This window comes from Pseudomonas sp. CAN1 (genome assembly GCF_030462585.1).
Classification (GTDB): Bacteria; Pseudomonadota; Gammaproteobacteria; order Pseudomonadales; family Pseudomonadaceae; genus Pseudomonas.
This window is the reverse complement of sequence record NZ_JASMRU010000016.1, coordinates 106,755-126,348: the sequence shown is the minus strand read 5'-3', so window position 1 is coordinate 126,348 and position 19,594 is coordinate 106,755. Positions and strand designations below refer to the sequence as shown.

Annotated in this window: 17 protein-coding genes and 2 pseudogenes; 2 read left to right on the top strand and 17 right to left on the bottom strand. The window is 66.4% G+C overall.

Annotated elements, in window-relative coordinates:
- From QO207_RS20280 to QO207_RS20265, 4 genes and pseudogenes are all read right to left on the bottom strand, one after another.
- A pseudogene (locus QO207_RS20280) lies at positions 1–204 on the bottom strand (glycosyl hydrolase); the annotation flags it as partial.
- Between the two features lie 91 nt (positions 205–295).
- A complete protein-coding gene (locus tag QO207_RS20275) occupies positions 296–1,654 on the bottom strand; it encodes a DUF1329 domain-containing protein (RefSeq protein WP_301534112.1) in 1,359 nt (452 codons plus the stop codon).
- A gap of 41 nt (positions 1,655–1,695) precedes the next feature.
- Positions 1,696–3,543: a DUF1302 domain-containing protein gene (locus QO207_RS20270; protein ID WP_301534111.1), complete on the bottom strand. Its 1,848-nt coding sequence runs from the start codon at positions 3,541–3,543 to the stop codon at positions 1,696–1,698.
- Positions 3,544–3,703: 160 nt separating this feature from the next.
- Positions 3,704–4,270, bottom strand: a complete 567-nt coding sequence (locus tag QO207_RS20265) for an alpha/beta hydrolase (protein WP_301534110.1) — start codon at positions 4,268–4,270, stop codon at positions 3,704–3,706.
- Positions 4,271–4,612: 342 nt separating this feature from the next.
- Between QO207_RS20265 and QO207_RS20260 the strand changes: the two genes are divergently transcribed.
- A complete protein-coding gene (locus QO207_RS20260) occupies positions 4,613–5,617 on the top strand; it encodes an AraC family transcriptional regulator (RefSeq protein ID WP_301534114.1) in 1,005 nt (334 codons plus the stop codon).
- 1,265 nt (positions 5,618–6,882) lie between these two features.
- On the opposite strand, the gene QO207_RS20255 is transcribed toward QO207_RS20260, so the two are convergent.
- The 10 genes and pseudogenes from QO207_RS20255 to QO207_RS20210 all read right to left on the bottom strand — a co-directional run bounded on the left by QO207_RS20255 (position 6,883) and on the right by QO207_RS20210 (position 15,534).
- The gene (locus QO207_RS20255) at positions 6,883–7,893 is read right to left on the bottom strand and encodes a YeiH family protein (RefSeq protein WP_301534109.1); all 1,011 of its coding nucleotides are present in this window, start codon (positions 7,891–7,893) and stop codon (positions 6,883–6,885) included.
- Positions 7,890–8,216 carry a Rieske 2Fe-2S domain-containing protein gene (locus tag QO207_RS20250; RefSeq protein ID WP_301534108.1) on the bottom strand — a complete coding sequence of 109 codons (327 nt, stop codon included), beginning with the start codon at positions 8,214–8,216 and terminating at the stop codon, positions 7,890–7,892. The genes QO207_RS20255 and QO207_RS20250 overlap by 4 nt, the downstream gene beginning before the upstream one ends.
- Positions 8,213–8,878: a DsbA family protein gene (locus QO207_RS20245; protein ID WP_301534107.1), complete on the bottom strand. Its 666-nt coding sequence runs from the start codon at positions 8,876–8,878 to the stop codon at positions 8,213–8,215. The genes QO207_RS20250 and QO207_RS20245 overlap by 4 nt, the downstream gene beginning before the upstream one ends.
- Positions 8,878–10,166, bottom strand: a pseudogene (locus QO207_RS20240) (MFS transporter). Before QO207_RS20240 ends, QO207_RS20245 begins: the two are co-directional and overlap by 1 nt.
- Positions 10,167–10,256: 90 nt before the next feature.
- The gene (locus QO207_RS20235) at positions 10,257–11,309 is read right to left on the bottom strand and encodes a 3-keto-5-aminohexanoate cleavage protein (RefSeq protein WP_081516844.1); all 1,053 of its coding nucleotides are present in this window, start codon (positions 11,307–11,309) and stop codon (positions 10,257–10,259) included.
- Between the two features lie 43 nt (positions 11,310–11,352).
- Positions 11,353–12,201, bottom strand: coding sequence for a TauD/TfdA family dioxygenase (locus QO207_RS20230; protein WP_301534106.1), 849 nt, complete (start codon positions 12,199–12,201; stop codon positions 11,353–11,355).
- A gap of 10 nt (positions 12,202–12,211) precedes the next feature.
- Positions 12,212–13,192, bottom strand: a complete 981-nt coding sequence (locus tag QO207_RS20225; RefSeq protein ID WP_301534105.1) for a quinone oxidoreductase — start codon at positions 13,190–13,192, stop codon at positions 12,212–12,214.
- Positions 13,193–13,367: 175 nt separating this feature from the next.
- Complete coding sequence (locus QO207_RS20220; protein ID WP_301534104.1) at positions 13,368–14,039, bottom strand: DUF3313 domain-containing protein; 672 nt, start codon at positions 14,037–14,039, stop codon at positions 13,368–13,370.
- Positions 14,040–14,175: 136 nt separating this feature from the next.
- Positions 14,176–15,135, bottom strand: coding sequence for an HlyD family secretion protein (locus tag QO207_RS20215; protein WP_301534103.1), 960 nt, complete (start codon positions 15,133–15,135; stop codon positions 14,176–14,178).
- Between the two features lie 3 nt (positions 15,136–15,138).
- Complete coding sequence (locus QO207_RS20210; protein ID WP_301534102.1) at positions 15,139–15,534, bottom strand: DUF3302 domain-containing protein; 396 nt, start codon at positions 15,532–15,534, stop codon at positions 15,139–15,141.
- Between the two features lie 224 nt (positions 15,535–15,758).
- Here QO207_RS20210 and QO207_RS20205 point away from each other — a divergent pair, with 224 nt between their 5' ends.
- Positions 15,759–15,938, top strand: coding sequence for a hypothetical protein (locus tag QO207_RS20205; protein ID WP_301534101.1), 180 nt, complete (start codon positions 15,759–15,761; stop codon positions 15,936–15,938).
- A gap of 439 nt (positions 15,939–16,377) precedes the next feature.
- Here the strand turns inward: QO207_RS20205 and QO207_RS20200 are convergent, their stop codons facing one another.
- The 3 genes from QO207_RS20200 to QO207_RS20190 are packed head-to-tail and all read right to left on the bottom strand — an operon-like array spanning position 16,378 to position 19,566.
- A complete protein-coding gene (locus QO207_RS20200; RefSeq protein ID WP_301534100.1) occupies positions 16,378–16,929 on the bottom strand; it encodes an SCO family protein in 552 nt (183 codons plus the stop codon).
- Between the two features lie 2 nt (positions 16,930–16,931).
- Positions 16,932–18,053 (bottom strand): hypothetical protein, encoded by a 1,122-nt coding sequence (locus tag QO207_RS20195; protein WP_301534099.1) that lies wholly within the window; start codon positions 18,051–18,053, stop codon positions 16,932–16,934.
- A 13-nt stretch (positions 18,054–18,066) separates the two neighbouring features.
- Entirely contained in the window at positions 18,067–19,566 is a 1,500-nt protein-coding gene (locus QO207_RS20190) for a multicopper oxidase family protein (RefSeq protein WP_301534098.1), read from the bottom strand.
- Between the last annotated feature and the right edge of the window lie 28 nt (positions 19,567–19,594).

Here is a 19,594-nt window from a genome sequence, read left to right as displayed (position 1 = left end):
GAGAATCTGGCCGTGCTGGCCGACGCTCACCAGGCGCTTGTCGGCGCGGGTGATCGCCRGCAGCGGCGCGCGGCAGGGAGCGGCGCTGTGGGGCGCGGGCTGGTCGAGTACGTCGACGAACTCTGCAACCGTCTCGCCGGCTTGCGCGCCGCCCGCCAACAGCAAGGCGCCCAGGAGCATCAGGCGCTTGAAGGGGATCTGCATGGTGCTTTCCTCACAACTTTTTTCGCGGCGTTCGTTGCCACAGCAGGCGGCGGCCCGCTCTTTCGGCAAGAGCGGGCCGCCGCCTGCTGCGTCAGCGAATGCCGCTACCGGCCAGCGCCTCGGGGGACCACTGGGTCTTGGCCAGCGGGTCGATGTAGCTGATGCCGCCATACGGGCCGACGACGCCGTTGATGTTGTAGGAGCCGGCAGTCAGGTCGTAGATCATGAACGGCGTGGCGTCCGGGATGCGCTTGTCGTAGCTCTGGCTGAGGAAGGCGAAGGAGCCGCGATAGAGCTGGCCACGGGCGTCGTACTGGTCGGAGGCCAGGGCCACCCAGCTGTCTTCGTCGAGGTAGAAGCGACGCTTGGCGTAGATGTGTCGTGCGCCGGACTTCAGGGTGCCTTCGACGACCCACACGCGGTGCTTCTCCCAGCGCACGTAGTCGGGCGACAGGTGGTTGGGCGTGACCACCGGCTTGATGTCGCTGGCGTAGGTGAGGCGGTAGGTGTTGTAGGGCACGATCATTTCCTGCTTGCCCACCAGCTTCCAGTCATAGCGGTCCAGCGCGCCGTTGAAGACGAACACGTCGTCGTAGGTGCCGGCGCCGGCCATGCCGGGGTTGGGGGTGTCGTAGGCCAGGTTCGGCGCCAGCTTCACGCGGCGCTGGCCGGGCAGGTACTGCCAGGCGCGGCGCGGCTGCTGCAGCGGGTTGGCGGCGTCCTTGAGCATCATCGCCTCGCCGGCGCGGCGGGCCGGGCCGCTGTAGTACAGCTTCATCTGGTAGTAGACCTCGGAGCCCTTCACCGGCTGGGTGAGGTCTTCGTAGACCGGGTAGTTGATGAAGGCCTGGCCGGTGGTGGCGAGGTTGGCGCTGCCGGAGGCATCGACGTTCCAGGAGTCGTACTTGGCCTTGATGTTCACGCCCTGGTAGCGCAGCAGGAAGTTCCACATCGCCTCGGCGCCAGTCTGCGGAATCGGGAACGGCACGCCCGGCAGCGCATTGTCGATGGCGGTACCGCCTTCCAGGGACTGCGCGGTGACGGCGTTCTTCTTGCTGTTCTCCAGCACGGTGTCCGGCAATGCGGCGCTGCGGTGGGTCGGGTAGACGTCGACGCGGAAGGTCGGATAACGCTTGGCCAGCTCGACGGTGGTGGCGGACAGCTCGTTCTTGTATTGCTCGACGTTCTTGCCGTCGATCACCAGCAGCGGCTTGTCGCTGGCGTACGGGTCCGGGCGCATGCTGTCGCCGGCCTTGAAGCCGGCCGGGGCGCTGGTCAGGCCGCCGGCGTAGGCGGGAATCGAGCCATCGCTGCTGGCGGCTTTCTCGGCGCCGACCAGGGTCAGGCTGCTGCCCAGCTGGGCTGCGTCCTGCGGGGAAACGGCGGCCTGGGCCAGACCGCAGAGGGTCAGGCCGAGGGCGGTGGCGATCAGGGTGGGCTTGAAGTTCATGCTGTTTTTCTCCTGCCTCGAAGTCGAGACCTGGGGTGAAATCAGAAGGTGGCCTTCAGGGAAGCGGTAACCATGCCGCGGTCCTTCAGCAGGGGCGCGAGGCCGCCCTGCGAGGTGATCTGGCCGGGGATGCACTGGTACTGGCCGTTGGCGCCGGGGGTGTTGTTGTCGCGGCCGCTCTCGCAGGTATCGAAGGGGCCGAAGGCGTCGACGTATTTCAGGTCCAGGCGGTACTGCTGGTGGAAGTCCGCGGCCACGCCGACCGAGTAGCTGCCGGCGTCTTCGTTGCCGCCCAGCTGCACTGCCGAGTTGCCATGCAGGCCGACGTTGTAGGAGACCGGCATGGACAGGTCGACGCCGGGGAAGGCCTGGTACCAGGTCGGGGTGAAGTTGGCGGACATGGCGTAGGCGTTGGCGGTGACCTTGTCGACGCCGCGGTAGCTGGAGTCGCCCTTGAAGGTCTGCTCGCCTTCGGTGACATCGATCAGGTGCGTCAGGGTGCCCTCCACCGCCAGCGACGAGGCGTCCCACAGCGGGGTGGCGCCGAAGGTCACCAGGCCGTTGAGCACGACGTGGAAGGTCTTGCCGCGGGCCAGCCCGGTATCGCCGTCGCTGGGCAGCTCGCCGATCAGGTTGGCGCCGTTGATCTGGCCGCGCTGGGCCGCCGCGTAAAGCGTCGGGTTGACCGTGGTGAAGTTGCTCGCCAGCGGCATGTTCTCGCGGTAGTTCAGGTCCATGCCGACGCTGACGCCGGCGATCTCCTTGGACAGGCTCAGGCCGTAGATGTCGATGTCGTCGGCGTAGGCGGTGATGTAGTTCATCCCCGGCAAGCCAGCGAGCCCTGGCTTGTGCAGGTTCGGCGCATCCACCAGCACCGCTGGCAGGGTGTCGGAGGTCTTGCGGTAGTAGAAGCCCAGGGTGCCGTCGAGCCATTCCGGGCTCCACTTGGCCATCAGGCCGAAGTCGCCGGTGTTGTCCGGCTTGCGGTCATGGCCGCGCTGGGCGCCGTAGAAGGCGTTCTGCGCCGGCAGCGGCAGCCAGAAGACATTGCCGCCGTCGTTGAGCATGTCGTACGGCCCCATGTAGGTGCCGCCCTCGGGGAAGCGCGAGTTCTCGAACTCGAGGAAGTACTGCGCGGCCAGGGTCAGCTCGGGGTTCACCGTCAGCGAGGCGGACAGCTGGTTGCGCGGCATGAACAGCTCCTTGGCCTCGGTGCCGGGCACGTTGTAGAGCTTGCCCAGGTCCAGGGCCGACTGGCCGTAGTTGATGCCGTTGGCGGCACTGAACAGGGTCTCGCCCCAGTACACGGTGTGGCGGCCGAGCTTGCCGCTGAGCTGCATGTCGTCGCCGACCTGGTGGCTGGCGAAGACGAAGGCATCGAGCAGTTCGCCGGACGGGCCGTTGTAGTAGCGGTCGGCGAAGGTGCTCAGGCCGTGGGTGGCCGGTTGCGCGCCCGCCGGGGCGACCACCGTGCCGTTGCGGGTGACCAGGTGGCCGGCGTTGCCCTTCTGGCCGGGGAAGGCGTTGGCGGAGCCGACATCATCGTAGGCATGGTCGTACCAGCCGGCAGCGGACAGGCGGAAGCCCATGCTCTCGCGGTAGACGAAGTCCAGTTCGCTGAGCAGGTCGAAGCGCTGGGTCACCGGGGTGCCGGAGGAGAAGTTGCGGTCGCCGTCGTTGGTGTTGGCGGTGCCGGCGATCTTGCTGTTGGGCGACTCGACGCGCTGCCCGTAGCTGAGCTTGACGGTGTTGTCGAAGCGGATCGACAGGTCCGGGTTGCCGGTGTCCAGCTCGAAGGCCTGCAGCGGCTGGCCGGCCATGGCGGCGAGGACTGCGGTGGCCAGCAGGCAGCGTTGCAGCGGGCGGTGCGGGTTGCTCTGATGATGCATTCGTGTGCTCCGTTTCTTGTTGTGGTCGGGACGCTTTCCGGGCCCGCCCCGCAGCCCCTTCTTTATCCACCAGAAGGCCGTACGCCGGAGCGCACGGAGGCCTGCCCCGGCGCGAACGCCGGAACCGGGGGGTTGCTCTTGTGTCAGTTGCCTGGGGAGATCAGTGGTCCAGCAGCTGGATCAGCTCATCGGCCTGGGGCCAGTCACCGAATCCCGATGCCGGGTTGAGGTGACCGACGCGGCCCAGCTCCACTACGCTGGCGCGCCAGTGCCGAGCTATGCGCTGCACGGCTTCGGCGGTCGCCAGCGGGTCGTTGTCGCTGCAGGCCACCAGCGTGGGGAACGGCAGCGGCTCCAGCGGCAGCGGCGCCCAGCCCATCTCGGCCAGGACTGTCGGCTTGGGATAGTGGGCCGGCCAGTCACCGTCGAGATCCGGCGGAGTGGCCAGCAGCGCGCCCTTGATCGGCCGGCTGTAGCGCGCCGCCCAGTGAGCGACCATCAGCACACCGGCGCTGTGGGCCACCAGGATCACCTCGCCCTCGATGTTCTCCAGCTCATGCTGGATGGCTTCGATGCGGGCGTTCAGGTCCAGCTTGTTCTCGGTCAGCGGCGGGACGCTGCGCACGTTGGGCAGGCGCTGCTGAAGCAGGGTCTGCCAGTGCTCGGCGACGTGGTCGCGCAGGCCGGGGACCATGAGGACGGTGGTGGAAGTCTTGTTGTTGCTCACCGGTTCACCTTTGGGTGATTTCGAACTTGTTGGACAGACAGTAGAGATGCCCCGGTGGCGGTGCTTTGCATTGAGCGTCAGGCACTTCGCATTTGATGACAGGCCCCGGCCAGCCTGCTGTCCCGTCGACTCCACGCCTGCCGGGCATACCGGGACGTACGGTGCATTCCAGAGCGCTGCAGGCACTGGCCGAAGTGAGAACTTTCGTACACGATTGGTAACAGCTGTCGCTAGAATCTGACGTCATCGACCCAGCCAGCGTGCACTCTGGCCAGCGGGCGTCCACGGACCCCGACGGCACGGAGCAACCACAAGAACAAGAAGGCGATCGGCATGACCCCCATGGTTCGCATTGCGGCCCTGACCAACTACCTGGAAGTGGCCCGACACCTGGGCCTCAACCCACAGCAGCAGCTGAGCGCGGTGGGCCTTTCCCAGTCCATGCTCGACCACCCCGAGCAGCGCATCCCCGTGGCCACGGCGGTGACCCTGCTGGAGGAATCGGCGCGCATCAGCGGCTGCGAGACCTTCGGCCTGCGCATGGCCGAATCGCGCCAGCTCGCCGATTTCGGCGTGATCAGCCTGCTGCTCTCGCACCAGGCGACGCTGCGCGAGGCCATCGACACCATCATTCGCTACCGGCACCTGCTCAACGAATCCCTGGCCCTGTACATCGACCAGGAAGGCAAGCTGGCGATCCTGCGCGAGGAGCTCCTCACCGTCCCGCCGATGCCCATGCGCCAGGGCCTGGAACTGGCCCTGGGCACCCTCTACCGCCTCTGCGCCGCCCTCCTCGGCCCGCACTGGCGGCCGGTCAGCGTGAACTTCAGCCACGACGCCCCAGCGGACCTGCAGGTGCACCGCCGGCTGTTCGGCTGCAAGATCGAGTTCGGCAGCGAGTTCAACGGCATCGTCATCCCCGCCGCCGACCTCGACGCCGCCAACCCCATGGCCGACCCGGCCATGGCGAAGCATGCGCGCAGCTTCGTCGACTCCCTGCCCGGCGCCAGCGACGGCAGCACGCTGAACGAGGTGCGCAAGTCCATCTACCTGCTGCTGCCCATGGGCCGCGCGACCATCGAACAGATCGCCCAGTCCCTGGGGCTGAACGTGCGCACCCTGCAGCGGCGGCTGGAAGACAACGGCGTGACCTTCTCCGACCTGATCAACGAAGTCCGCCGCGAGCTGGTGCTGCGCTACATGGAGAACCCGCGTTATTCGCTGGGGCGCATCGCCGACCTGCTGGGGTATTCGATGCCCAGCTCCTTCACCCGCTGGTTCACGGTGCAGTTCGGGGTGTCGCCAGCGGCGTGGCGCAAGGAGCAGTTGGGGCGGGAGGCGGAGTGAGGTTTTCTGACGGGGATGGTGCCGTGCGGTTTGCGAGCAAGAACTAGGCGTCCCCCTCGGTCCTACGAAGAGCACGTCGGGGCTCGCCTGCAGAAGCGAGGGGGACGTCGTCGTTACTGCTCGCGAACCCATCTGAAACGCCGGCCCTGCTGGCGGATCGGGGGCGTGCTCCGCTCCTAGGAGGTAACCGGGTGAGCCGAGTTTCGTAGGAGCGGACCCTGTCCGCGAAATCCATCGCGGCGGAAACCGGTGTCGCAGGGAAATTCGGTCAACCATCGCCTGTCGGCGATTCGCGGAGAAGCTCCGCTCCTACAAGAGCGCGTACATCGTTTTGGCTCTGGCTCTGGCTCTGGCTCTGGCTCTGGCTCTGGCTCTGGCTCTGGCTCTGGCTCTGGCTCTGGCTCTGGCTCTGGCTCTGGCTCTGAAGGTTTCCAGAAAAACATCCGCACGCGCCGAATGCCCCGTTCAGGAGGCCTCGTTGAAGCGGAGTTTCAGGGGTTGAGCGACATGGATGTCGCGAGAGCCGCGATGGGCCAGGGATGGCCCTTCGCGGCGTGCCCCTGAAACTTCGCTTCAACGAGGGAATTTTTCGCCTAAGCGAAAAACCGGATGTCCGGGGCAAGACCTTTTGGTTCCTTTTGGGGCGTTTGCCAAAAGGGACTCGCCTGAGGGGGCGAAACACAGAGTTCGCGCGCACGCCGATGCGGCGCGGAACAGCGACCCCGAAGCCAAAGCGTTTTGGGTGTGATCCTTCTTGACGAAAAGATCCCTGCTTCTAGTTCGGCAGCTAAGCGCCGCTTCGGCGTGCGCTGAAATATATTGTTTCGCCCCCTCGGGCGACCTCCTTTGGCAAACGCCCCAAAGGAGGCAAAGGTCTCGCCCCTACATCCGGCTTTTCGCTTCGCGAAAAGTACCCTCGGTTCCTCGGAGTTTCAGGGGGCCGCCGCGAAGGGCCATCCCTGGCCAGTCGCGGCTTCCGCGGCATCCATGCCGCTCTCCCCCTGAAACTCCGATCACCTTCGGCCTCCTGAAAGGGGCACTCCGGAGCGCTCGGATATTTTTCTGGAAGACCTTAAAAGCTAGAGCCAAAGCCAGAACCAGGGCTGGCGCCCTACGAGCTGCCATCGGCTCACGGCTATCGATGGGTATCGCTGCGCTCCACACCATCCTACGTTCGTGCGCCACCGCAATCCCGGTGTGAGCGGAAACACCAATCGGCGCGTAGGAGCGGACTCCGTCCGCGATGGTCACCCGCAACGCACGAATCAACCGGCGAAGCGCAACATCCCCAACACCAGCATCGCCAGGAACGCCGTCTCCCCCAGCATCAGCAGGATCGGCTTGACGCCCACCGTCGCCAGCGCCCGCAACTGGGTCTTCATGCCCAGCGCCGCGATGGCGATCACCAAGCACCACTGGGACAGTTTCCCTCCCGCCTCCACCACCATCGTCGGCAGCCAACCGGTGCTGTTCACCGCCGCCAGCAGCACGAAGCCCACGGCGAACCACGGCAGCAACGGTGGGCGCTGCTCACCCGGCTCTACACCGCGAGCGCGGGTGATCATCGCCGCGCATAGGATCACCGGCAGGAGCATCGCCACGCGCATCAGCTTGACCACCGTGGCACTGTCGCCGACCTCCTTGGAGATGCTGTAGCCGGCGCCAACCACCTGGGCCACGTCGTGGATGGTGCCGCCGAGGAAGATGCCCGCCTGCAGCGCTGGCAGGCCCAGGGATTTGACGATCATCGGGTAGAGGATCATCGCCAGCGTGGACAGCGCCGACACACCGAGCACGGTGAACAGCGTGGCCTTTTCCTTCTGCGTGTGCGCCGGCAAGGCCGCCGCCAGGGCCAGCGCCGCCGAGGCGCCGCAGATGGCCGTGGCGCCGCCGGTAAGCAGGCCGAAGAGGAAGTTGAAGCCCATGGCGCGGGCCGCGGCGATGGAGACCAGGATGGTCACCGTCACCAGCACCACCACCATGATCACCGGTTGCCAGCCCAGCTCGGCGATCTGCCCGAAGGTGATGCGGATGCCCAGCAGCGCCACGCCCAGGCGGAGGATTTCGCGGGCGGTGAACTCGATACCGGCCTTGCACACGCTGTCGGCGGAGAGGAAGTTCATCGCCAGGCCGAGCAACAGCGCGAAGAGCATCACCGGCGCGCCGTAGTGCTCGGAAAGGAAGGTCGCGGCAGCCGCCACCATGGCGCTGACCAGCAGGCCCGGCAGCAAAGTGCGGCTGCGGCTGCCGAGGGCGGAGATGGTCAACGTGCTCATGCCGCATCCCCCTGTTCGCAGATCACCACGTGGCATTCACCGCGAATCCAGGAGATGCCGTGGCGGCGCAGGCCGAAGCCCTTGATGCCCGCCGGGCAACCCGTGGCTACGTCAAAACGCAGGCCGTGGGCCGGGCACTGCAGCCAGCGACCGTCCAGGCGGCCGCTGAACAGCGAGGCGCCGGCATGGGGGCAGCTGTCGTCGATGGCATGCAGTTCGCCGTCGATATCGAACAGCAGGATGATCCCCTGCTCATGGTGGATCAGGCTCCGGCCGCCGCGCGCCGGCAGGCGTTCGGCGGGAATGTGCAGCACCGCGTTCATGCCGGGATCGCCTCCGGGAACTGCCTTTCCAGCGCCCGGTAGAGCGCCGCCAGCAGTTGCTCGGGGCTCTGCCCGCCCAGGGCGAAAGCGCGGCCTTCGAGGAGGAACATCGGCACGCTGGAGTCGGCCAGGGCGACGCGGCGGCCGATGAACTGGCGTGCGCCATCGGCCAGGGCTTCTTCGAAATCGGCCACGTTGAAATCGCAGGCACGCAACAGGCGGCGCAGGGTATCGCGCTCGCCGATGTTCTGGCCGAGCTGGAAGTGCGCGCGGAAGACCATCTCCAGCAGCTGCTCCTTCTGGTTGTCGCTGCCCACATGCACGGCGCGCTGGAACACCCGGTGCGCATAGGTGGTGTTGGGCATGGTGAGGATGCGTTCGAGGTCAAGATCGACCTTGGCGTCCTGGGCCGCGCGGCGTACTTCACCCATGCGGGCGCGTACCGCACGCTTGCCACCCAGGCGGCGCTGGTAGAACTCGGCGAAGGGCTCGCCCTCCAGGGCAATCTGCGGCAGCAGCTGCAGGCCGAGCCAGTTCACCCGCACCTGCAGTTCAGGACGCTGGCGGGCCAGCAGGCGCAGCGCGACGTCGAGGTTGCGCTTGCCGATCAGGCACCAGGGGCAGATGAAGTCGAAGGTCATTTCAAGGTTCAGAGTCGGCATCAGGCGCCCTCCTCTTCGCCGCGCAGGCGGCGGATATCGCTGTGGTAGTGGCGCCGGGCGTAGAGGAAGACCAGCGCGGCGAGGATGCTCAGCAAGGGGATAAGCTGGAAGGCACGGTCCAGGCCGATGCGGTCGGCCAGCACGCCGGTGAGCAGCGGGCCGGGCGCCAGGCCCAGCAGGTTGTTGGCCAGGGTCAGGGTGGCGAAGGCGGTGCCATGCACGGCCGGCGCGGTGAGGTTGGCGACCATGGCGCCGGAAGGCCCGGAGGTGCCTGCGGCAACCAGCATGCCGAGGGCGATCAGGCTCAGCTGTGCGGTGCCCGGCGGCAGGTGGAAGGCCACCGACAGCAACAGGCAGCTGGCCAGGCAGAAGCCGATGGCGAGGATGATCTTGCGCGGCGGATTGCTGCGGCCCAGGCGGTCGCAGAGGATGCCGCAGAGCACCATGCCGCTGCCGCCGACCAGCACGATCACCGCCGAGATCATCCCGGCCTTGCCGGTGTCCAGGTGGTAATAGCGGTTCAGGTAGCTGGGAATCCACACCATCACGGCGGCGGCAACGAACAGCTGCAGGCCGCTGCCCAGGTAGGCGGCGATCACCGAGCGGCTGCCGAACAGGCTGCGCAGCGAGCGCCCGCCAGCCTGGCGCGGCGCCTCGGCGGCGGCCACCGGGGCGATGCGCTTCTCGCTCACCACCAGCGGATAGAGCAGCGCCAGCAGCAGGCCGAACAGCGCCATGCCGGCGAAGGCCCAGCGCCAGCCCAGGTGCGCGGCGAGCACGCCGCCCAGGCCCATGCCGAGCACCGAGCCGAACATGCCGCCGGCCATGAAGGCACCGGTCAGGGTGGCGCGCAGGTGTGCGGGGAATACCGAAATGACCACGGCGATGCCGACGCTGCCGTAGGCGGCCTCGCCGACGCCGACGAAGAAGCCGCGGCGAACATCTGCGGGAAGGTCTGCGCCACGGCGCAGGCCAGGGTGGCGAGGCTCCACAGCATGGCCATCAGCGCCAGGCTGCGCACGCGGCCCCAGCGGTCGGCGAGCAGCGACAGCGGGAAGGTCAGCAGGCCGACCATCACCGCGACGATGCCGCTGAGCAGGCCGAGCTGCGCATCGCTCAGGGCCCATTCGACCTTGAGCAGCGGGAACACGGCATTGAGCACCTGGCGCGACATGTAATCGGAGATCAGCAGGCCGAAGGTCAGGGCAAACACCACCCAGGCATAGCGGCGCGGCACGCTGGGCACGGTGGCAGGGATGTCGCCCAGGGCGACGGAGTGGATGGCCATGGCGCTAGCTCTCCAGGTGGGTCAATGGATTCTTGTTGTTCTGGAATAAAAGCCGGCGCGGGTTACTGGCAGAACCCGCGCCGGAGCCTGTCACGCGCGAAGCGGGACGGACTTCTGGCCCGGCTGGCGGTTGGGCGCCATGCCGTTCATGCGCAGGGTTTCCTCGACGCTGTCGTACTGCACGCCGATCTTGTAGATGGCGCGCGCTTCCTTGCCGCTGGCGACCTCGCGGCCCAGTTCATGGGCGACGCGGACGCACTGCTGGATCTGCTCCACCGAAGTCATGCGCTGGCCGTGCTGGCCGATGATGGTGTCCTCGATGCCGCAACGCGGGTGCAGCCCCATGGCCATCGCCATCATGTTGAACGGCAGGACGTTCTTGAGCAGCGACTCGGCGGTGACGGTGGCGCCATCCGGTGCGCGGTGCACGAAATTCATGAAGTTGAACGGGTTGGGGCCGTCGAAGCCGCCGCCGATACCGATCCAGGTCAGGTTCAGCGGGCCCTTGTAGACACCCTTGCGCACCAGGCGCTCGAGGGTTTCCAGGGCATGCATGCCGGTGAGCTGGAAGTGTGGCTGGATGCCGGCAGCCTGCAGGCGCTTGAGGTGCTCCTCGACCCAGGCCGGGCCGGCCGGTACGGTCATCTCGCTGTAGGCCGCCTGGTACAGCGGGTTCTCCAGGGAGGTGCCCTTGAGGTACTCCGGGTAGAGCAGCTCCATGATGTTCATCTGGGTGGTGTTGATCGCCACCGTCACCTGGTCGGGCTTGGGGGTCAGCTCGGCGAGCATGTGACGGGTGTCGTCGGACAGCCACTTGGCTGCTTCGCCGTCGCTTTCCGGGGCGAAGGAGATCGAGCCGCCGACCTGGATGATCATGTCCGGCACGGCTTCGCGCACGCCGGCGATCAGCTCGTTGAACTTGGACAGGCGCTTGGAGCCCTTGCCGTCCAGCTCGCGGACGTGCAGGTGGAGCACGGTGGCGCCGGCCTCGTAGCAGTCAACGGCCTTCTGCACCTGCTCGTCCATGGTCACCGGGATGTCTTCGGGGAAGTCCTCGGGCATCCACTCAGGGCCGTAGGGAGCGGTGGTGATGACCACCTTGTCCTGGTTCTCGGGGTGCAGCGAATCGTCGAAGAATTGCATGTCGGTCTCCGTAATTGTTCTTGTCAGAAATCTTTTCAGGGGCTCAGAACGGCTTGTCGCCGATGATTCCGGCGCGTTCCATGCGGCGCACGCAGGGCGGGTAGTCCATCACCGCGTAGTGCTGGGTACAGCGGTTGTCCCAGATCGCCACATCGTTCTTCTTCCAGCGCCAGCGCACCTGGAATTCGGGGATGTACACCTGGCTCACCAGGTAGCGCAGCAGGTCCGCCGCGCCGGGGTTGGCGTCCTGGCCGAAGCGCACGTTCTGCGGCGTGTGGTAGTTGCTGAAGTGGGTGGTGAAGGCGTTGACGAACAGCACCTTCTCGCCGGTTTCCGGGTGGGTGCGCACCACCGGGTGCTCGGCGTCGGGGTACATGGACTTCAATGCCAGGCGCTTCTCGATGGGCATGGCCGCGCCGAAGCTGGCCTCGATGCTGTGGCGCGCGCGCAGCTTGGCGATGCGCTCCTTGATCTCTGGCGGGAGCATGTCGTAGGCCAGGGCCATGTTCGCCCACATGGTGTCGCCACCTACCGGCGGGCACTCCACGCAGCGCAGGACGCAGCCCAGGGGCGGCACCTCGCGCCAGGTGGCGTCTGTGTGCCAGGCGTTCTCGTAGCGGTCGTTGGGCAGGTCCGGGGTCTTGTAGATGCGCACCAGGCCCGGATGCTCCGGGTCGCTGCCGGCCACCGGGTGGTCTTCCAGCTCGCCGAAGCGACGGGCGAAGGCCACGTGCTCGGCGCGGGTGATGTCCTGGTCGCGCAGGAACAGCACCTTGTGCTTGAGCAGCAGCTCGCGCAGCTCGGCGAACAGGCCTTCATCGCGGGAGGCGTCGCCCAGGTTCACCCCGGAGATTTCGGCGCCGATGCTGCAGGTCAGACGTTCTACGTGCATGGCGGCGCCCTCAGATGACGAAGATCGACGAGCCGGTGGTCTTGCGCGACTCGAGGTCGCGGTGGGCCTGCACGGCATCCGCCAGCGCGTAGTGCTGGTTGATCTCGATGCGGATGTCGCCGTTGCCCACGTGGGTGAACAGCTCGTCCAGCAGCGCGGCCTTTTCCGCCGGGTCGGCGATGTAGTCGGCCAGGGCCGGGCGAGTGAGGAAGATCGAGCCCTTCATCGCCAGCAGCACCGGATCGAACGGCGGGATCGGGCCCGACGCGGTGCCGACGCAGACCATCAGGCCACGGCGCTTGAGCGACTCCAGGGAGGTCATGAAGGTGTCCTTGCCGACGCTGTCGAAGACCACGTCCACGCCACGGCCATCGGTCAGTTCGCGCACGCGCTCGGCGACACCTTCCTGGCTGTAGTTGATGACGTGCTCGCAGCCGTGGGCGAAGGCGATCTCGGCCTTGGCGTCGCTGGAAACGGTGCCGATCACGCTCAGGCCGAGCAGCTTGGCCCACTGCGCGACGATCAGCCCGACACCGCCGGCAGCAGCGTGCAGGAGGATGCTCTGACCCGGCTTGAAGTCGTGGATGCGCCGCAGCAGGTAGGCCGAGGTCAGGCCGCGCATGGTCATGGCGGCGGCGGTCTCGAAGGCGATGTTCTCCGGCAGGCGGATCAGCGGCGCCGCCGGCACCAGGCGCTCGGTGCTGTAGGCGCCGAGGGTGTTGATGAAGCCGGTGTAGGTGACGCGGTCGCCGGGCACGACGTTGCTCACGCCCTCGCCCACCGCCACTACCACGCCGGCGGCTTCCACGCCCATGCCGCTGGGCAGCGGGACGGCGTAGGTGCCATTGCGGAAATAGGTGTCCGCGTAGTTCAGGCCCACCGCCACATGGCGGATGCGTACCTGCCCCGGGCCGGGCTCGCCGACCTCCACGTCCTCGTAGCGCAGGACTTCGGGGCCCCCTGTTTCATAGAAGCGAACGGCCTTGGCCATGCCGGAGTCTCCAGTTGTCTTGTTGTCGTGGGCGCTCCGTTTGGAGCGGGCAAGCGCCCTTTGAGCGGACAATAGGCAGGGGGCCGGCAGGCGGCTTCACATGGTGCGACAGGGGCTTTTCATTTCATGACAGGACGACGCGGCGCCCGGCCGAGCGCCGCGTCTGGGGAAGGGTTTACTTGAGTTCGCGCAGCTTGCTGTAGGTCATGCGCATGTCGCGGGCCCAGCCGTCGAGCACGCCCTTGAAGTCGCTGGCGGCCATGGCCTGGCTGTCGTTCTCCAGCGCATGCCCGGTGCCCTTGCGCACCACCTGGGCGACCACGCGGCTGGACGGGCCGTCGAGAATGGCCGCTTCGGTGCCGATCTGGGTGTCCTGGTCGCGGATGCCGGTGGCGGTGCTGACGCCGGCGGCGATCAGGGCGATGGGGATCACTTCATAGGGCTTGAGCGACTGCGTGTGGCTGCTCACCGCGGTGATCGCCGGGCGCAGCACCAGGGTGCCGGGGCCAGGCTTGTCGACCACCTGCAGCACCTGGCCCAGCTCGCGGCGCAGGGCCTTGTCGTAGTACTCGGTAATCTGCGTCATGGTCTGCTGCGAGAGCTGCGCGGTGGGTTGCGGCGTCGGGTAGAACTGCGAGCGTTCGATGACGATGCTGCGATAGTTCATCAGGTTGAGCTTGGGATCAATCCACGCCAGGACCTTGGTACCCGAGGCGTTTTCCTGTTCGGTAAGGCGCGAGTAGTCATACAGGAAGCCGGAGTACTCCTCCGGCTGCACCTGCTTTTCCGCGCAGCCTTGCAGTAACGGCAACAACAGCAGGGACAACAACGCGACAGTGACCTTCATAGGGTTCTCCGGTTGGGATATCGATGTCGCCAGGTTGCACGGCAGGAGACTGCGTTATCCCCTCCCCCGTGTTGTTTCGCGCCCGGACGAGCGCCCGCGCGCAGGCGCCCCTCGCGGGGCGCCGCCAAGCTCAGGATCAGTGGAACGGGAAGATGTAGTTCATCCAGGCCGCCATGCGCAGGAGGATCTTGCGCATGATCGCCACGTGGTGGAAGTGCTCGCTGTACAGCGCTGCCTGGCCGTAAGCCCCGCCGGGCATGAGGTCAGCGTACTGGGCGTAGTCCGGATCGGTGATCTTGATCACCACCGGGACGCGCCCCGGCGGCGGCGAGCCGGTATAGCTGATCAGGGTGCCGGAGGGCTGCACCTGACCCTCGCCGATCACTGGCAGGACCTTGTCCACGGTGCCGGAAAACACCTTGCCGGGAATGCCGTCGAAGGCGACTTCGGCCTCGTCGCCGGTGGTCAGGCGCAGCTGGCTGTTCTGCCGCATCCAGGCAGTGAAGTACGGCCCTTCATCCGGCACGAAGACCATCGACGGGCGCAGCGGCAAGCGGCTGGCCATCATCCCCGGACGCAGCGATACGTGGCTGACGAAGCCGCGCGAGGGCGCGCGCACCACGGTGTTGTCCAGGTTGAACTGGGCCAGCGCCAGCTGCGCATTGAGGTCATCGACGCGGGCGGTGGTCAGGTCGACGTCGCGCTTGTTGCCGACATTGCGCAGCGCCAGTTCGCGGGCGCGACCCTGGTCGGCGCGCGCCGACACCAGCTGCGCCTTGAGCGAATCCAGCTTGAGCTGGAAGGGTTTCGGATCGATGCGGAACAGCACCGTCCCTTTCTCGATCATCTCGTTACCCTGCACCGGCACCTCGATGACCTGGCCGGTGACCACCGGGATTACCGGGGTGGTGACGTAGTAGGAACGCGCCACCTCGGAATACGGGTGGTTGTAGTTCATCAGGAAGATCAGCGTGCCGATCAGCACGATGCCGCCGAGCACGGCGGTGGGCACCGTCCACTTGTTCAGCGGGATGCGGAAGATCTTGAAGATGGCGACGCAGAAGGCGGTGTAGGTGAGGATCAGCAACAGGTCCATGGCTCAGCCCTCCCCGCCCGGTTGTGTGTTTGCCGGTGCCGGCGGTGGCGCGGCAGCCGTAGTCGTTGCCATAGCCGGGCTGCGGCCTTCCAGCACCTCCAGGCGCCGGCGTAGCTCCGCCAGTTGCTGTTCGAGGTATTCGGCCTCCTGTGCCGGCGTCTTGCCGTGGTGGAAACCCCAGCCGCGATCCTCGCGGTACAACATGGCCCAGATCCACAGGAACGGCCACAGCGCATGCAGGGTGAAAAGGCTGACCCAGCCGGCCGCGTGGATCGCGTCCTGGTGGGGGTGTTTGCGGTGTACCGCGATCTCGTAGGGGATGTCGTGCAGCACGATGATCCCGTAGAACAGCACCACCGCCGCGAAAATCAGTATCCCCAATGCTACATAGTCAAGCATCCCGCCCTCCTTGTTCCCCCGAGCACGACGCCGGAGCGAGTCGCCTGAGTATGGTCGAGCCATGGCAATCTGCACGATCGTCGAAACGCCCGATTGTTGAGGTTTCGAGCAATGGCCAGGACACCCCGCGGGCAACTGCCGGCGCCCCCCATTCGTCAGGCCGATCGGCTCGCGGGCGGGTTTTCGCTTTCACTGAAAGGACGACTTACCGGGGAGCGAGCGTCATGCGAAAAACCACTTTCCTGCTGCTCATTGGCGCGCTGGCCGTGCTGCTCGGCGGCTCCTCCTGCGGCAGCCACGACGACGCCCCGCCACCGCCGCCGATGAATGACGGCCAGATGGGCTACGGGCGCATCCCGCAGCAGCAGATACAGCCGCAGGTGCAGTCGATCCCGCGGCGTTGATGCGGCTTTTCGGGGTATCGCAGACCGATCCCAACCGTAGGGCGCATAACGCGCCAGCGTTATCCGCCGTCGCGGTATCGGCGGCAAGAGCGTTCACGAGCAAGCTCGCTCCTACAGGTCAGCTCCGCGCAGAGCGCCCCGGCATCTGTGCCTGCTTTTCGTAGGAGCGAGCTTGCTCGCGAACAGCCCCAGCCCCACGGCAATCGGCCACAGTTCGTAGGGCGAATAACCGTTCGCGGTTATCCGCCGTTTTGCATCCTGCTGCGCTAAAGCAGCTCTTCGTAGGACTGAGGGGAACGTCCAGTCCTTGCTCGCGATTGCAATGCACTGGTGGCTCGGCGTGAAGCGAGGTTCGCGAGCAAGCTCGCTCCTACAGGGGGCCGTGCCTGCGGCGGGCGGCGGATAACGCCGTAGGCGTTATGCGCCCTACGACAGCAGGTCAGGGCGTCAGGCGGGAGTTGATCCGACGGATGATCTCGTCCTCCGGCAACCCCCGCCCGAAGTGATCGAGATAGCCGCCGTCCCTGTCCAGCAGGAAGAGGATGGTGGAATGGTCCACGGTGTAGTCGCCGGGTTTGTCACCGTAGGGCACCTTCTTGTAGAAGACGTGGTACTCGTCGGTGATCGCGACTATCTGCTGCGGCGTGCCGGTGAGGCCGACGAACTCCGGATCGAAGTGCCCGACATAGCCCTTGAGCTGCTGCGGCGTGTCGCGCTCGGGGTCGAGGGTGACGAAGATCGGCCGCGGCTTGATGCCCTTTTCCTGCTCCACCGCGCGGGCGATACGCGCCATCTTTGCCAGGTCCGTCGGGCAGATGTCCGGGCAGGAGGTGAAGCCGAAATAGAGCAGCGCCGGGCGCCCTGCGTAATCCTGCTGGGTGACGCGCCGGCCGTCCTGGTCGGTCAGGCTGAATGGCCCGCCGACATCGCTGCGCGTCGCCGCGACGCTCAAAGCGGCGCACAGCGCCAGGCCGATCAGCCACAGCCGCATGCTCAATAACCTCCCGAATAGGTCAGCGCCAGGCCGACGATGTTGGAGTTCTCGCCCTGCTGCTTCTGCGTGCCGGCGGAGACGTCGAGCTTGAGCTGCCCGGTGATGTTGTAGACCACGCTGAACTCGTTGAGGTAGTCGTCCGGGGTATCGCTCAGCCGGTAGCTCTTGTTGGTGCGGGTCAGGCCGAAGGCCCACAGCCCCCAGTCGAAGGTCAGCGCGGTGGTCAGGTACTTGGTGTCGTTGCCCTGGATGGCATCCTCGTTGTCCACGTCGGCGTATTCGATGAAGGGCACCAGGTCCATGTACTTCTCGCCCAGGGTCGGCCCTAGGGTGTTGCCGTGGAAGGCCCAGATGTAGCGAGCCGAGGCCAGGCGGATGATCTCGTCGTCCGGCGTGCCCTGCCCCGTCACCTCATCGCCCTCGCGGCTGCGCGCATAGCCGGCCTGCAGTTCGAGGTAGGGAATCGCCGGGATCGCCAGCCAGTTCACCATCAACGCGTAGGAGTCGAGCTTGCCGGTATTGGCCGGGCCACCGTCGCTCTTCTTGAGCATCTCGCCATGGCGGAAGTACGGCCGCCCCAGGTAGGAGTTGTCGGCGCTGTAGAGGCTCAGGTTCGGCTCGATGTTGCCCAGACTCTGACTGAAGAAGCGGTACGAATAGGTGCCGCCGAGCATGCCATCCATGTCGTAGGTGTCGACGAAATCACTGGTATAGAGCCCCGGCGCCTGGTCCATGGCGCGGCCGATGGGCACGTGGTACTTGCCGACGACGAATGCCTGCTTGTCGAACTGCTGGTAGTAGTTCAGCTCGTTGATGACCATGCCGACGTCTTCGAAGAAGCGCTTCTCGCCGTTGTTGGGCGGTTCGATCGGATTGATCTCGGTGGAGAAGCGAATCTGCGCGTCGCGGCTGAAGCGGAAGTAGAAGGTGCTGTTGATGTCCGGGTAGCCGTCCAGCGTCTCCCGTCCGCCGGGCTGCGAGTGGTCGGCGCGCGTGTAGTCGTACTGGAAGGTAGCGTCGTAATCCAGGCCGACGTTGGGGTACTGGCCGTCGTCGGCGTGGACGGCGGGAGCGGCAAGCAGCGCTCCGAGGATCGGCAGGGTCAGGCGATTGGAAGTCATGGCGGCGCCCCCGTCACTTGGCCAGCGGGTTGGCCTTGTCAGCCTCCCGCCCGGTGTTTCGCAGATAGGCGCACATCTGGTTGTCGCCGTAGATGCCGCCCAGGGGTTCGAGCTTGACCGCCTGCTCGTAGTCCTCCGGGCGTACCACCTGGATCGCCTGCATCATGCCGCCGTCCTCGTGTTCGAGGATGTGGCAGTGGTAGACGAACTTGCCGAGGATCACCGGATCGCGGAACGGGATGCGCAGGGTGATCGAGCCGGTGGCCGGGATGTAGACATTGTCCCGGTAGCCGCTGAAGCGCACCGGCCTGCCATTGATTTCGGTGACCTGGAAGTCCACCTGGTGGATATGGAACTGGTGCAGTTCCTGGGACGGGTTGTACAGCCGCCACTCCTCCAGGTCTCCCAGCTTCACCGTGGTGTTGACCTTGCCGGCATCGAAGCGCGTGCCGTTGATGAGGAAGGTGTTGTCATCGCTATCCGAATCCTGGAAGGCGAACTGGCGCACCTTGGCGACCTTCTCCTGGCGGAAATCCTCGGCCGGGGGATAGGCGCTGGTGATCTGCTTCGTCGCCACCGGCACACCGGAGGATTCGAGGATCGCCAGGCGTGCGGCCGGATAGGTGTCCCCTGCCGGCCCGGTATTCGCGGCGCCCATGGTCACGTCATGGCGCCCGGCTGGCGGCCCCACCACCAATACGCTGAAGCGTGCCGACGGGCCGATCAGCACCTCCTTGGCATCGACCCGCCGGGTCACGGTGTTGCCATCGCGGGACAGCACCTGCATCGACTGCCCGTCGATGGAAATGCGGAAGTACTGGTTGGCGGCGATGTTGAGGAAATGCCAGAGCTGGGTCTCGCCGGGGCGGATGTCGATGGTCGGCTCGGCCTGGCCATTGATGGTGCGGATCGACGGCGCGCTGGTGATCACTTCGGTGGCGTTGCGCCCGGTCACGGTCTTCTGGAAGTTGCGCAGCACCAGCACGCGCTCGCGGATGCCCTTGAGTTCCGGGAAGGGATCGAGCATGCCGTCGACGATGATCGGCCCGGCGATCCCCGCGGACACCTGGTACTGCGCGCCGCCATGGAAGTGGCTGTGGTACCAGTAGGCGCCGGGGCTGTGATCCGCCGGCAGCTTGATGTTGTAGACGCCGACCTGGTGCGGGCGGGTCTCGCGGAAGATGCTGTCGCCCTCGTCCAGCGGCGAAACGGTCATGCCGTGGAAATGCAGGTTGGTGATGTCGTCCATGCGGTTGTCCAGGCGCAGGGCCAGGGTCCCGCCGGGCTTCAGGCGCAACAGCGGCGCGTCGTAATTACCGTTGAACACCAGGGTGTCGTAGCGCGCATCGCCCACCGCCACCTCGCGGCGCTCGGCGGTGAGGGTTGCCGTGGTGGTGCCGTTGGCGTCGTAGCTGAATTCCGGCGGGGGTTGCAGGGGCGCGGCGAAGGACGCCCCCAGGGGAAGCACGGCGAGCGGGCACAACGCGGCAAACGGCAGGCGCAGTCTGGACATGATCGACCCCGACGGTGATGGGCTGCTG